General features: G+C 59.1%; 10 protein-coding genes. 4 read left to right on the forward strand and 6 right to left on the reverse strand.

The window, feature by feature from the left end; translation table 11 throughout:
* Positions 1–70 precede the first annotated feature (70 nt).
* Positions 71–1,228 (reverse strand): acetylornithine deacetylase, encoded by a 1,158-nt coding sequence (argE, locus tag D3Z90_RS25500; RefSeq protein WP_136478643.1) that lies wholly within the window; start codon positions 1,226–1,228, stop codon positions 71–73.
* Between the two features lie 127 nt (positions 1,229–1,355).
* On the opposite strand from argE, the gene D3Z90_RS25505 reads away from it, so the two are divergent.
* Complete coding sequence (locus tag D3Z90_RS25505; RefSeq protein ID WP_136478644.1) at positions 1,356–2,747, forward strand: inorganic triphosphatase; 1,392 nt, start codon at positions 1,356–1,358, stop codon at positions 2,745–2,747.
* A 4-nt stretch (positions 2,748–2,751) separates the two neighbouring features.
* On the opposite strand, the gene D3Z90_RS25510 is transcribed toward D3Z90_RS25505, so the two are convergent.
* Positions 2,752–3,222: an Lrp/AsnC family transcriptional regulator gene (locus tag D3Z90_RS25510; protein WP_136478645.1), complete on the reverse strand. Its 471-nt coding sequence runs from the start codon at positions 3,220–3,222 to the stop codon at positions 2,752–2,754.
* Positions 3,223–3,348: 126 nt separating this feature from the next.
* Here D3Z90_RS25510 and D3Z90_RS25515 point away from each other — a divergent pair, with 126 nt between their 5' ends.
* From D3Z90_RS25515 to D3Z90_RS25525, 3 genes are all read left to right on the forward strand, one after another.
* A complete protein-coding gene (locus D3Z90_RS25515; RefSeq protein WP_136478646.1) occupies positions 3,349–3,669 on the forward strand; it encodes a hypothetical protein in 321 nt (106 codons plus the stop codon).
* 96 nt (positions 3,670–3,765) lie between these two features.
* On the forward strand, positions 3,766–5,472 hold the full coding sequence (locus D3Z90_RS25520) for a GspE/PulE family protein (RefSeq protein WP_136478647.1): 1,707 nt from the start codon (positions 3,766–3,768) through the stop codon (positions 5,470–5,472).
* Between the two features lie 54 nt (positions 5,473–5,526).
* The gene (locus tag D3Z90_RS25525) at positions 5,527–5,841 is read left to right on the forward strand and encodes a DUF2388 domain-containing protein (protein ID WP_136478648.1); all 315 of its coding nucleotides are present in this window, start codon (positions 5,527–5,529) and stop codon (positions 5,839–5,841) included.
* A gap of 50 nt (positions 5,842–5,891) precedes the next feature.
* Here the strand turns inward: D3Z90_RS25525 and gcvP are convergent, their stop codons facing one another.
* The 4 genes from gcvP to D3Z90_RS25545 all read right to left on the reverse strand — a co-directional run bounded on the left by gcvP (position 5,892) and on the right by D3Z90_RS25545 (position 12,106).
* Positions 5,892–8,768 carry an aminomethyl-transferring glycine dehydrogenase gene (gene gcvP, locus D3Z90_RS25530; RefSeq protein ID WP_136478649.1) on the reverse strand — a complete coding sequence of 959 codons (2,877 nt, stop codon included), beginning with the start codon at positions 8,766–8,768 and terminating at the stop codon, positions 5,892–5,894.
* Positions 8,769–8,849: 81 nt separating this feature from the next.
* Positions 8,850–9,233: a glycine cleavage system protein GcvH gene (gene gcvH / locus D3Z90_RS25535; protein ID WP_136478650.1), complete on the reverse strand. Its 384-nt coding sequence runs from the start codon at positions 9,231–9,233 to the stop codon at positions 8,850–8,852.
* Positions 9,234–9,279: 46 nt separating this feature from the next.
* Positions 9,280–10,362 carry a glycine cleavage system aminomethyltransferase GcvT gene (gene gcvT / locus D3Z90_RS25540; RefSeq protein ID WP_136478651.1) on the reverse strand — a complete coding sequence of 361 codons (1,083 nt, stop codon included), beginning with the start codon at positions 10,360–10,362 and terminating at the stop codon, positions 9,280–9,282.
* A gap of 121 nt (positions 10,363–10,483) precedes the next feature.
* Positions 10,484–12,106, reverse strand: a complete 1,623-nt coding sequence (locus D3Z90_RS25545) for an iron ABC transporter permease (protein WP_136478652.1) — start codon at positions 12,104–12,106, stop codon at positions 10,484–10,486.
* Positions 12,107–12,193 lie beyond the last annotated feature (87 nt).

Below are 12,193 nucleotides of genomic sequence, written 5' to 3' on the forward strand. Positions count from 1 at the left end.
CAGCGCTCGAAGGGTTATCGTCGGAACAGGCTTGGCGTCACGCGCAATCTCCTTTGGGTAACGGCTGAACTCAACGGGCAATTACCGGATTCAGACAGTAATGTTCAATCAACTCACGCAATAGACGCACAGTAGGCTGCAAGCGTGACATTTCAAGATATTCGCCAGGCTGATGAGCGCAAGCGATGTCGCCCGGACCGAGCACCAGGGTCTCACAGCCCAGACGCTGAAGATAAGGCGCTTCGGTACCAAAGGCTACCGCTTCAGCGCGATGACCCGTAAGACGTTCGGCGACCCGCACCAACTCCGCGTCGGCGTCCTGTTCAAACGGCGGCACCTCGGGGAACAACGGTGCATAGTCGATCTTCACCTGATGCAGCTCGGCCAGCGGTGCAAGCTTTTGCCGAATGGCGGCACGTAGGGCCTCGGGGTCCATGCCCGGCAATGGGCGCAAATCGAACTCCAATGCGCACTGGCCACAGATCCGGTTGGGATTGTCACCGCCATGAATGCAACCGAAGTTCAAGGTCGGCTGCGGGACGCTGAACTGAGCATTGTTGAATTCCTTCTGCCATTGCTGACGCAAGCTCATCAGCTCGCCCATCACCCGGTGCATGGCCTCCAGCGCACTGTGGCCCAAGCGCGGATCCGATGAATGGCCACTGCGACCGAGGATATCGATACGCTCCATCATCACACCCTTGTGCAGGCGGATAGGCTTGAGCCCGGTCGGTTCACCGATCACGGCCGCTCGACCCAGCGGACGACCAGCCTCGGCCAACGCACGGGCGCCGGACATGGAACTCTCTTCGTCGCAGGTAGCAAGAATCAGCAACGGCTGCTTGAAGTCGTTTGCCAGCAACGGCTGTACTGCCTCGATGATCAAGGCGAAGAAGCCTTTCATATCGCAACTGCCGAGCCCGACCCAGCGGCCATCGACTTCCGTCAATTTGAGCGGGTCGGTCTGCCACAATTGCGGATCATAGGGCACCGTATCGCTATGCCCTGCCAACACCAACCCACCCGGGCCACTGCCATAACTGGCCAGCAAGTTGAACTTGCCCGGCGTCACCTGCTGAATATCGCAGGCAAAGCCCAGGTCACCCAACCAACCGGCCAAAAGGTCGATCACTGCCCGGTTTGACTGATCCAGCGCAGGTTGGGTACAGCTGACCGAAGGCACTGCAATCAGTGCCGCGAACTGTTCTTTGAGCGATGGCAAAGGCATGCGCATTCTCCTTGAGGCGAAGCCCATCATAGGGCCATCGAGCACCTGGAATAAACCGTCGACGGCCGACTCCTGTACACTGCACGGCCAAGACGCTCCCTGTCATCCGAGCCTGGATTACTCAGCAATGCACAAAGAAACCGAAATCAAACTGCGGGTCAGCCGCGAGACACTCGCCGCCCTGCGCGAACACCCATTGCTGAAGAAGCGCAACAAGTCTGGCTGGCAACAGCGCGAGCTGCTGAACCAGTACTTCGACACCCCTGAGCGTGACCTGGCTGCCGCCAAGGTTGCACTGCGCCTGCGCCGCGACGGCGATGTGGTCATCCAGACCCTCAAGACCCGTGGCCAGAGCGTCGCCGGTCTGTCGGTGCGCAACGAGCACGAGTGGCAGTTGCCCAAGGCCAAGCTGGACGTGAAAAAGCTCGACGACGCGTGCTGGCCAGCCGAACTCGCCGACGTGGATAAAAAAGCCATCAAGGCGCTGTTCACCACTGATTTCACCCGCGAGTATGCAGAAATCGCCTGGGGTCGCGGCAAGGCCAAGGTGGTGATCGAAGCCGCCCTGGACCTGGGCAGCGTGGTCGCAGGCAAACAGAAGGAAGAAATCTGCGAGTTGGAGTTGGAGCTGCGTGAAGGTGAACCTGAAGCATTGCTGGAACTCGCTGCCGAGCTGTCCGCCAGCTTGCCGTTGTTCCCGTGCGACATCAGCAAAGCCGAGCGGGGCTATCGCTTGCTCGATCCAGCCAGCTACGCGCTGAGTCTGCCGGCTGCCGAGCTGAACCCAGAAATGCCACTGGATGACGGCTTCGCCGCCCTCGCCTGGCAATTGCTCGGTACCAGCCAACGCCTGGCCGAACAATACCGATTCAACGGTCACTGGCGCCTGCTGCAGGACTGGGTCCAGGCCCTTGCTGAGCTTCGCGCCCTGGCCAGCAGCCTTGGCCAGGCCGCACCACGCACGACAACCTCCACCTTGCGCAGCAGCCTCGATGCCCTGCTGGAAGACTGGCGCCCACTGGTACTGGCCGGCAATGACGACGAAGACGTCCGCCGTGCAGCGCCGGAACAATTTGCAGAAGAACTGCAGGACCCGCGCTGGGGCCAGTTCTCTCTGGAGACCTCGCGCTGGCTGCAGGCTCGCGGCTGGACCGTCGAGCGCAACAAACGCGGCGACCGCCAGGGTGCCGCGCAGTTGGCCAATTGGTTGAATGTGCTGCTGGCCGACGAAGCCAAGGCCCTGAACCTGCCGCTGTACCATCGCCAGCCCGAAGACCTGGCAGAGCAATTGCCCCGAATCGAGCGTCTGCTTGCCTGGCTGCACCATGCCCGTCAGGTGCTTGAGAGCCCAGACCTGGACCGCCTTTTCGGTGAGCTGAACAAGCTGCACGAACTGGCCAACCTGTCGATCAGCGACGAGGTCGAAGCCGAGGTTCGCACTACGGTACTGGATGCCCGTGCCGACCAGGCCATGGCTGTGTTCCAGAGTCGCGGCTGGAAACATCTGTTGCGCAAGTAGGCCCTCAGCGCAGCACCGGTAGACTCGTCGTGGACTTTATTTCGGATAAGGCCACGGTCGAGTTGACCTCCTGGATCCCCGGCACCATCGACAGTTTTTCGAAAAAGAAGCGCTCGTAAGCTTCGATGTCCGGGGTGACGATGCGCAGCAGAAAATCCACTGCGCCCATCAGCACGTAGCACTCCATCACCTCCGGGAAGCCGCGAATTGCCTCGGTGAATTCGGTGAAGTTGGAACGCCCGTGGGCATTCAGTTTTACCTCGGCAAAAATCTGCGTGTTCAGACCGATTTTCTTGCGATCCAGTAAGGACACCTGAGCGCGAATCACCCCTTCTTCTTTCAAGCGCTGAATCCGTCGCCAGCAGGGTGATTGAGAGAGCCCTACGCGCTCGGCAATCTGCGCACTGGAAAGCGACGCATCTTCCTGCAAGAGGGCGAGGATTCGCCGATCGTAGAGATCCAATTCACTCTGCATAATTATTCCTGCCGTGCGTTAGCATACGAATTGAACAATTCAAAAATTCATACTATCTGCTGATCATAGAGAAAAAATACCCGGTTGAGCATGTGAAAATTTCTTTCACTTGAACCGGAGATTTCCATGAGCGCACTTGAACGCTTCGACAGCCCTGTGACCCCGATGCGTGATGATGTCTGGGCCGCTGACAGCATCTATAGCTGTGTGCACTATCAACTCCAGGTAGAAGCCGAGCCAGACAGCCTGTGCCGAATCCTGAACCTGTTTGCCCTGCAATTTCTCACGCCCCACAAAGTGCTGATGGCCCAGGAGGGTGATCTGCTCAAGGTCGAGATAGAGATTGCCGGCTTGAGCTGGCACCGCGCCGAGCTGATTGCACAAAAAATGCGCAACCTGATTTGTGTCGACAAGGTACACCTGCAATTGGCCCGCGCCGCTGACTGAGTGCGGCAATACCCGGAAATGCATGTCGGCCTTGCTGTTCCCTGCTGTCGACTACGCTTGTAGTTGCCCCTTCAGGCAGCAAGGCAAGGACGCCTCATGACTGTCAGCGATCAGGATCGCAGGCTAAGCCTGGGCGGTCTTCTCACTGCGCTTCTCGACGCACGTCTCATCAGCCCGCAAGCCGCCCACGCGCTGCGAAGCCTACGCCAGACCGGCGATGCACATCCTCTGGAACTGATCGCGGCGCAAAACCTGCCTGATCCGCGCCAGGTCGGCCAATACCTGGACCTGGAGAGCCTGTGCCAGTGGCTGGCCAAGCGCGCCGGGCTGCCCTACCTGCATATCGATCCCCTGCAACTCGACCTTGGCGCAACCACAGGACTGATGTCTGCCGCGTTTGCCCGACGCCACCGCATTCTGGCGATAGCGGCGGATGACAATAGTGTCACCGTTGCCAGCGCTGAACCGTTCGTCAGGAAATGGGAGGCCGATCTGGTCCAAGTGCTGCGCAGACCGATCAAGCACGTTCTGGCGAGCCCCGTGCAAATTAACCGGTTCAGTCAGGCTTTCTTTCATATGGCCCACTCGGTAAAAGGAGCCAGTCACCAGGCAGGGACCGCGATTCCACGCGCAAACCTCGAACAGTTGCTCGACCTGAGCGCAAATGGCCGGGCGCATGAGGATGATGATGCCCATATAGTCACCATTGCCGACTGGCTGCTGCAATACGCCTTTGATCAGCGCGCGAGCGACATCCACCTGGAGCCGCGTCGAGACCAGGGCCACCTGCGCTTTCGCATCGATGGCCTGTTACATTCGGTGTATCAGTTTCCCGGCGCGGTAACCCTGGCTGTCGTCAGTCGCCTGAAAACCCTTGCTGGCATGAATGTCGCGGAAAAGCGCCGGCCGCAGGATGGTCGGATCAAGACGCGCCTGCCCACTGGCAATGAACTGGAACTGCGCCTGTCGACGCTGCCCACCACCTTTGGAGAGAAACTGGTGCTGCGCATCTTCGATCCGATGGTGCTGCAGCAGGACTTCGCGCAGTTGGGCCTGGAAGGCGACGACCTTGCACGCTGGTTGGCATTGATCGGGCAGCGCCATGGATTGATTCTGATCACAGGTCCGACCGGCTCGGGCAAGACCAGCACCCTGTACACCACGCTCAAACACCTGGCCACTCCCCAGGTCAACCTGTGTACGGTGGAAGACCCCATCGAAATGGTCGAGCCCAGGTTCAATCAACTACAGGTACATCCTGCCATTGACCTTGGCTTTGCTGAAGGCACCCGCGCGCTGCTACGCCAAGACCCGGACATCATCATGATTGGAGAAATCCGAGACCTGGAGACCGCCCAAGTGGCCTTCCAGGCCGCCTTGACCGGACACCTGGTGCTGTCCACCCTGCACACCAACGATGCTTGCAGCGCTATCACTCGCCTGCTTGAGCTAGGCCTGGCAGCGCATCTGATCAAGGCTGGGCTTATTGGTGTAATGGCCCAGCGCCTGGTACGTACGCTCTGCGCCTGTAAGCAAAAGGCAATTCCAGGTGAAGCCGGCTACCTGGCCCGAGGCTGCAATGAGTGCCGGCAGACCGGTTACTTCGGCCGCACCGGTATTTATGAACTGCTGAACATGAATGAAGGGCTGAAAACCTACGTCCACGGCGATATCGACCTCGCCAAACTGCGTAGCCAAGCCATCGCCGACGGCATGCTGACCTTGCAACAGCGCGGCGCGCAGAAGGTGGCTTCGGGGTTGACCACCATGACAGAAGTTCTGCGGGTGGCTTCAGGGAACTAGATCGAGGCAATCCGATCGAAGCTGTCAGTCAACCTCAGTTGGAGTCACCCCTCGATGCGTCTCAACGTTGCAGTCGCAACCCTTGCCCTGCTCTCCCTGCCAATCGGTTCAGCCATGGCCGATACCTTCTGGCGTAATGTCATTTCCTCTGGCGCAACCACAGGCTCTACCTACCTCACCTCCAAAGACCACAAACTGGTCCTTGCCGCACAGGACGATGCAGGCAGTTTCGTTGCCAGCGAAGGTGCTATCCGAGGCCCTTATCTGGAGTCTGCCATACACAAGGTGCGGGCCGAAAATCCCGGCCTGGAAGCGAGCGACATGGATCTGGCCAATGCCATTCTGGCCAAGAATGCTGTAAGCGAGTAATTCACTCTCGCAGGACCAGTACGCTCCCGCGAGGGCGTACTGGTCCGCGATCAACTGCGATAGTCCTCAACAGGAACACAGGCACAGAACAGGTTCCTGTCACCAAACACGTTGTCCACCCGATTAACCGCGGGCCAGTATTTATGCTGTCGCACATGGTCGCTGGGGGCAATTCCCTGGGCGATGCTGTACGCACGTTCCCACACGCCCAATACATCAGCCAAGCTATGTGGCGCATGCTTGAGCGGGTTATCGTCTGCTGACCAGTTCCCGTCCTGCACTTCACGAATCTCTGCGCGAATACTCAGCATCGCTTCGACAAAGCGATCCAGCTCCGCCTTCGATTCGCTCTCGGTAGGCTCGACCATCAATGTCCCCGGTACCGGGAACGACATGGTCGGTGCATGGAAGCCATAATCCATGAGGCGCTTGGCCACATCCTCTTCGGTAATTCCGGTCAAGGCTTTCAGCGGCCGCAGATCCAGGATGCATTCATGGGCGACGCGCTCATTGCGGCCCCGATAGAGCACCGGAAACGCCCCTCCTAGCCGTTCAGCCAGATAGTTGGCCGACAGGATCGCCACCTCACTGGCATCGGCCAACTGCGGGCCCATCATGGCGATGTACATCCAACTGATCGGCAAAATACTGGCGCTGCCCCAAGGCGCCGCACTGACCGCAGTGTTCTGTGGATCGGGCCCAGGCACCGGGATGACCGGATGGCTGGCGACAAAAGGGGCCAGATGGGCGCGTACGCCAATCGGGCCCATGCCTGGACCGCCGCCACCATGAGGAATGCAAAAGGTCTTGTGCAGGTTCATGTGTGAAACATCGGCACCGATATCAGCTGGCCGGGTCAAACCGACCTGAGCATTGAGGTTGGCCCCGTCCATGTACACCTGGCCGCCCTGCTTGTGGATAACGTCGCAAATTTCACTGATGCCTTCTTCATACACCCCGTGGGTCGATGGATAGGTGGCCATCAAACACGACAAACGCTCGCCTGCGGCCTGCGCTTTGGCGGTCAGGTCGGCAAGGTCGACGTTGCCGGCCTCATCGCACTCGACAATCACCACCTGCATGCCTGCCATCTGCGCCGAAGCCGGGTTGGTGCCGTGGGCCGACGAAGGGATCAGACAAATATCGCGCTGACTCTGGTGGCGGCTACGGTGATACTTGGCAATTGCCATCAAGCCGGCGTACTCGCCCTGCGCACCGGAGTTAGGCTGCATGCAGATCGCGTCGAATCCCGTGATCGCACACAACCAGTCTTCCAGTTCATCGATCATCGCCTTGTAGCCCTGCACCTGTGCGGCGGGTGCAAACGGGTGCAACAGCGCAAAACCCGGCCAGGTAATCGGGATCATTTCGCTGCTGGCATTGAGTTTCATGGTGCATGAGCCTAGCGGGATCATCGACTGGTTCAGCGCCAGATCCTTGTTTTCCAGTTGTTTGAGATAACGCAGCATCTCGGTTTCGCTGTGATGCAGGTTGAACACCGGATGGGTGAGATAGGCCGAGCTTCGTTGCAGCCCTGCCGGAATACCTTCGGGCAAGGTCTGCGCATCGAGGTCGTCCATATCCAGGCCATGATCTGCACCGAGAAATATATCGAACAAACGCAGCACAGTTGCCTGGTCGCACGTCTCGTCAAGGCTGACGCCCAACTGGCCGCGGCCGAGAATGCGCAGGTTGATCTGAGCAGCTTCGGCACTTTGGATAATCGCGGTCTGGCTGCCGCCCACTTCCAGGGTCAGGGTATCGAAAAAGTGCTCATTGAGACGTTTGATGCCTTTGCTGTGCAAACCGGCAGCAAGCATGGACGTCAGCCGGTGAACCCGCTGGGCAATGCGCAGCAAGCCTTGAGGGCCGTGATACACCGCGTAGAATGCAGCGATGTTGGCCAGCAGCACCTGCGCAGTACAAATGTTGGAGTTGGCTTTCTCACGACGAATATGCTGCTCACGGGTCTGCAAGGCCATTCGCAGTGCCACGTTTCCACGCGCATCCTTGGACACGCCGATAATGCGCCCAGGCATGGCGCGCTTGAACTCATCACGGCAAGCAAAATAGGCCGCATGTGGGCCACCATAGCCCATCGGCACTCCGAATCGCTGCGACGACCCCAACACCACGTCCGCTCCCAACTCACCAGGCGGGGTCAGCATCAGCAAGCTGAGCAGGTCGGCAGCCACACAGGCGAGGGCGTGCTGCTTGTGCAACTGTTCGATCAGTGGCGTCAGATCGACAATGTCGCCGTGGGTATCCGGGTACTGCAGTAAAGCACCAAATACCTGGTAGTTGGCCAGGTTATCCAGCGTATCGACCACCAACTCGAAACCAAAACCTTCGGCACGGGTTTGCACTACCGACAGGGTTTGCGGGTGGCAGTGTTCATCGGCGAAGAACACATTGCTTTTCGACTTGGCCATGCGCTTGGCCAGGGCCATGGCTTCCGCTGCCGCGGTGGCTTCATCAAGCAACGAGGCGTTGGCCAGGTCCAGACCGGTGAGGTCGATGATCATCTGCTGGAAATTCAGCAACGCTTCGAGGCGACCTTGGGCAATCTCCGGCTGATAGGGGGTGTAGGCAGTGTACCAACCCGGATTTTCCAGCACGTTGCGCAGAATGACCGTCGGCGTGAGCGTACCGTGGTAGCCCATGCCAATCAGGCTGGTCCACACCTGGTTCTGCTCGGCATAACCTCTGAGTTTGCTCAGGGCCGCCTGTTCATCCAGGGCAGCGGGCAGTTCCAGTGGACGGTTCAAGCGAATGCCCGGAGGTACGGTCTGCTCGATCAGTTCGCGACGAGTGCCGAGCCCCAGGGCCTGGAGCATGGCTTGCTGTTCCGAGGCATCTGGCCCCAGATGGCGATACAGGAAAGGATTAACTTCGAAAAGTTGGCTCAGGGACGGCGACTGGGACATAGCGGCTCTCTCTTCCTAGACCAAGCCCCGAGCAGTCGAGGCATATTGAGTCTAGGAAGAGATTGCCGCTTGTGTGAAAAACTATTCGCCGATGGCCGCTTTGTAGCCAGCAGCGTCGAGCAGTTTTTCCAGTTCGGCAGTGTCAGTTGGCTTGAGCTTGAAGATCCAGCTGGCATACGGATCGCTGTTCAGCGACTCTGGGCTATCAGCCAGTTCTTCATTTACCGCGATCACTTCACCACCTACTGGTGCATAGATGTCCGAGGCGGCCTTGACCGACTCAACCACACCGGCAGCCTCGCCTGCGGCAAAAACTTTGCCGACTTCCGCCAGTTCGACGAACACCACGTCACCCAGCGCTTCCTGGGCGTGGTCGCTGATACCGACAGTTACCGTGCCATCAGCTTCCAACCGGGCCCACTCGTGGCTTTCGGCAAAACGCAGGTCGGCGGGGATATTGCTCATCTTGTTTTCCTCGATAGGGTAAGCGGTAAGCCCGCCAGAATTAGGTTCAGATCAGAATCTTGCCATGGCGCACGAAGGTCGGTTTGACCACCCGCACCGGATACCATTTGCCACGGATTTCTACTTCGGCACGGTCTGCGGTTGCCATCGGCACCCGCGCCAACGCAATCGACTTGCTCAGCGTAGGAGAGAAACTACCACTGGTGATCTCCCCTTCGCCAATATTGGCTACGCGCACTACCTGATGGGCTCGCAGCACGCCGCGTTCCTCCAGCACCAGCCCGACCAGTTTTTGATCGACGCCATGCTCGATTTCCGCCAACAACCCGCTGCGACCGATGAAGTCGCGCTCTGCCGGTTCCCAGGCAACACTCCAGCCCAGGTTCGACGTCAGTGGCGTATGAGCCTCATCGATGTCCTGGCCATACAAATTCATGCCCGCTTCCAGACGCAGCGTGTCGCGCGCACCAAGGCCGCTCGGGGCAATACCTGCGCCGACAAGGTCGTTGAAGAATGCAGGCGCCTGCAACGCGGGCAATATGATTTCCAGGCCGTCTTCGCCGGTATAACCGGTGCGGGCAACAAACCAGTCGCCTTCGACGCGGCCTTCGAAGGGTTTGAGTTCGCGAATCAGCGCAGCCCGTGGGGCGCTGACCAGTTCGGCAACCTTGGCCCGGGCATCCGGCCCCTGGATAGCCAGGATAGCCAGCTCCGGACGCTCGATGAGCTCGACCAGGAACTGGCCTTTGTGGTCGTTCAACCACTTCAGGTCCTTGTCCCGTGTCGCCGCGTTGACGACCAGCCGATAACCGTCCTCACAACGGTAGACAATCATGTCGTCGATAACATTGCCCTGCTCGTTGAGCATGGTGCTGTACAGAGCTTTGCCGGACTCGGTAAGCCGGTCGACGTCGTTGGCCAGCAGGTACTGCAGCCAGACACGGGCCTGGTCGCCATGTACATCGATCACGGTCATATGGGAAACATCAAACACTCCGCAGTCGCTACGCACCTGATGGTGCTCTTCGACCTGAGAGCCATAATGCAAAGGCATGTCCCAACCGCCAAAATCGACCATCTTGGCGCCTAACGCCAAATGCAGGTCATAAAGAGGCGTGCGCAGTCCCATGGGTTTCTCCTTCCGGGCGTGGCGAAGCTACGGCTGTTGGCAGCATTTCAGCTACCCGGTTTGTAGGACCGGCCGCAGCGAATGCCGCGCATTGTAGCTGCAAGCTTGAAGGCTGACACCCTCAGCGCGTTTGACCTACACGATATGCCGAACGTCGAATCAGACCGATGACCGGCAAAAGGCCAACCAAAATCAGCGTCAGGGCAGGCAGCGAAGCCCGCGCCCACTCGCCCTCGCTGGTCATTTCGAACACACGCACAGCCAGCGTGTCCCAGCCAAACGGTCGCATCAATAATGTCGCCGGCATTTCCTTGAGAACATCGACGAACACCAACAAGGCGGCGCTCAAAGCCCCCGGCACCAATAACGGCAGATATACCTTGAAAAATAATTTTGGACCGCTCACGCCAAGGCTGCGCGAAGCCTCCGGTAGCGAGGGGCGAATACGCTCCAGACTGGTTTCCAGCGGCCCGTAGGCCACGGCGATAAATCGCACCAGGTACGCCAGCAGCAAAGCGAACAGACTGCCCAGCAACAATGGCCGACCGGCACCGCCCAACCAATTGGACAGTGGCACCACCAACTGATTGTCCAGGTAACTGAATGCCAGCATGATCGACACCGCCAGTACCGAGCCTGGCAAGGCGTATCCAAGATTGGCCAGACCTACTCCGGCACGAATGCTCGGCGTAGGCGCTTGACGATTGGCGAAGGCGAGCATCAACGCGACACTCACCGTGATCAGCGCCGCCATCGCACCCAGGTACAGGGTATGCAGAATCAGGCTGGTGTAGCGCTCATCAAGATCGAAACGGCCGCGCTGCCAGAACCACACCAGCAATTGCAGCAGCGGAATGACGAAGGCGCAGGCAAACACCAACAGGCACCAGCAGCTAGCAACCCATGCCTTCACGCCGTGCAAGTGGTACAGCGCCTTGCTCCTGGGCCGTTCGTTGCTGCCACGCACGGCGCCGCGGGCGCGACGCTCACCGTAAAGCACCAGCATCACCGCCAGCAATAAAAGACTGGCCAGTTGCGCAGCGCTCGAAAGGCTGAAGAAGCCATACCAGGTCTTGTAGATGGCGGTAGTGAAGGTGTCGAAGTTGAACACCGACACGGCGCCGAAGTCAGCCAGGGTTTCCATCAGCGCCAAGGCGATGCCTGCACCGATGGCTGGACGGGCCATCGGCAGCGCCACACGCCAGAACGCCTGCAGTGGCGAATGCCCAAGCACCCGCGCCGCTTCCATCAAGCCTCTGCCCTGGGCCAGGAAAGCGCTACGGGCAAGCAAATACACATAGGGATAGAACACCAGCACCAGGACGATGATCACCCCACCTGTGGAACGCACCCGAGGCAGACGCATGGGCCCAAACCACTCACGCAGCAAGGTTTGCACCGGCCCGGAAAAATCCAGTAGGCCGACAAAAACAAATGCCAACACATAAGCAGGAATCGCGAACGGCAGCATCAACGCCCAGTCCAGCCAGCGTCTGCCAGGGAATTCACACAGGCTGGTTAGCCAGGCCAGGCTGACACCCAGCACGGTCACTCCGACGCCGACCCCCACGATGAGGGTCAAGGTGTTGCCCAGCAAGCGGCTCATCTGGGTATCGAGCAGGTGCGACCAGATTTGCATGTCGACCGACTGCCAGGACAACAGCAGTACGCTCAGCGGCAGCAGTACCAGGGCGGCAACTGCAAAAACCAGGGGATACCAGCGACGTTGGGCGGGGTGAGCCAAAAGGACAAATCTCTTTGTAAATAGGAACGGGCTTACGCCGCGATTGCATTATGTCAGTCATCTCGCAATCGCGGGGCAAGCCCGTTC

It is taken from the genome of Pseudomonas sp. DG56-2 (genome assembly GCF_004803755.1).
Taxonomy (GTDB): domain Bacteria; phylum Pseudomonadota; class Gammaproteobacteria; order Pseudomonadales; family Pseudomonadaceae; genus Aquipseudomonas; species Aquipseudomonas auratipiscis.

Coding starts and splice junctions, on each gene's coding strand:
- argE (WP_136478643.1), bottom strand. CDS start 1,228: ATGCCTTTGCCATCGCTCAAAGAACAGTTCGCGGCACTGATTGCAGTG.
- D3Z90_RS25505 (WP_136478644.1), top strand. CDS start 1,356: ATGCACAAAGAAACCGAAATCAAACTGCGGGTCAGCCGCGAGACACTC.
- D3Z90_RS25510 (WP_136478645.1), bottom strand. CDS start 3,222: ATGCAGAGTGAATTGGATCTCTACGATCGGCGAATCCTCGCCCTCTTG.
- D3Z90_RS25515 (WP_136478646.1), top strand. CDS start 3,349: ATGAGCGCACTTGAACGCTTCGACAGCCCTGTGACCCCGATGCGTGAT.
- D3Z90_RS25520 (WP_136478647.1), top strand. CDS start 3,766: ATGACTGTCAGCGATCAGGATCGCAGGCTAAGCCTGGGCGGTCTTCTC.
- D3Z90_RS25525 (WP_136478648.1), top strand. CDS start 5,527: ATGCGTCTCAACGTTGCAGTCGCAACCCTTGCCCTGCTCTCCCTGCCA.
- gcvP (WP_136478649.1), bottom strand. CDS start 8,768: ATGTCCCAGTCGCCGTCCCTGAGCCAACTTTTCGAAGTTAATCCTTTC.
- gcvH (WP_136478650.1), bottom strand. CDS start 9,233: ATGAGCAATATCCCCGCCGACCTGCGTTTTGCCGAAAGCCACGAGTGG.
- gcvT (WP_136478651.1), bottom strand. CDS start 10,362: ATGGGACTGCGCACGCCTCTTTATGACCTGCATTTGGCGTTAGGCGCC.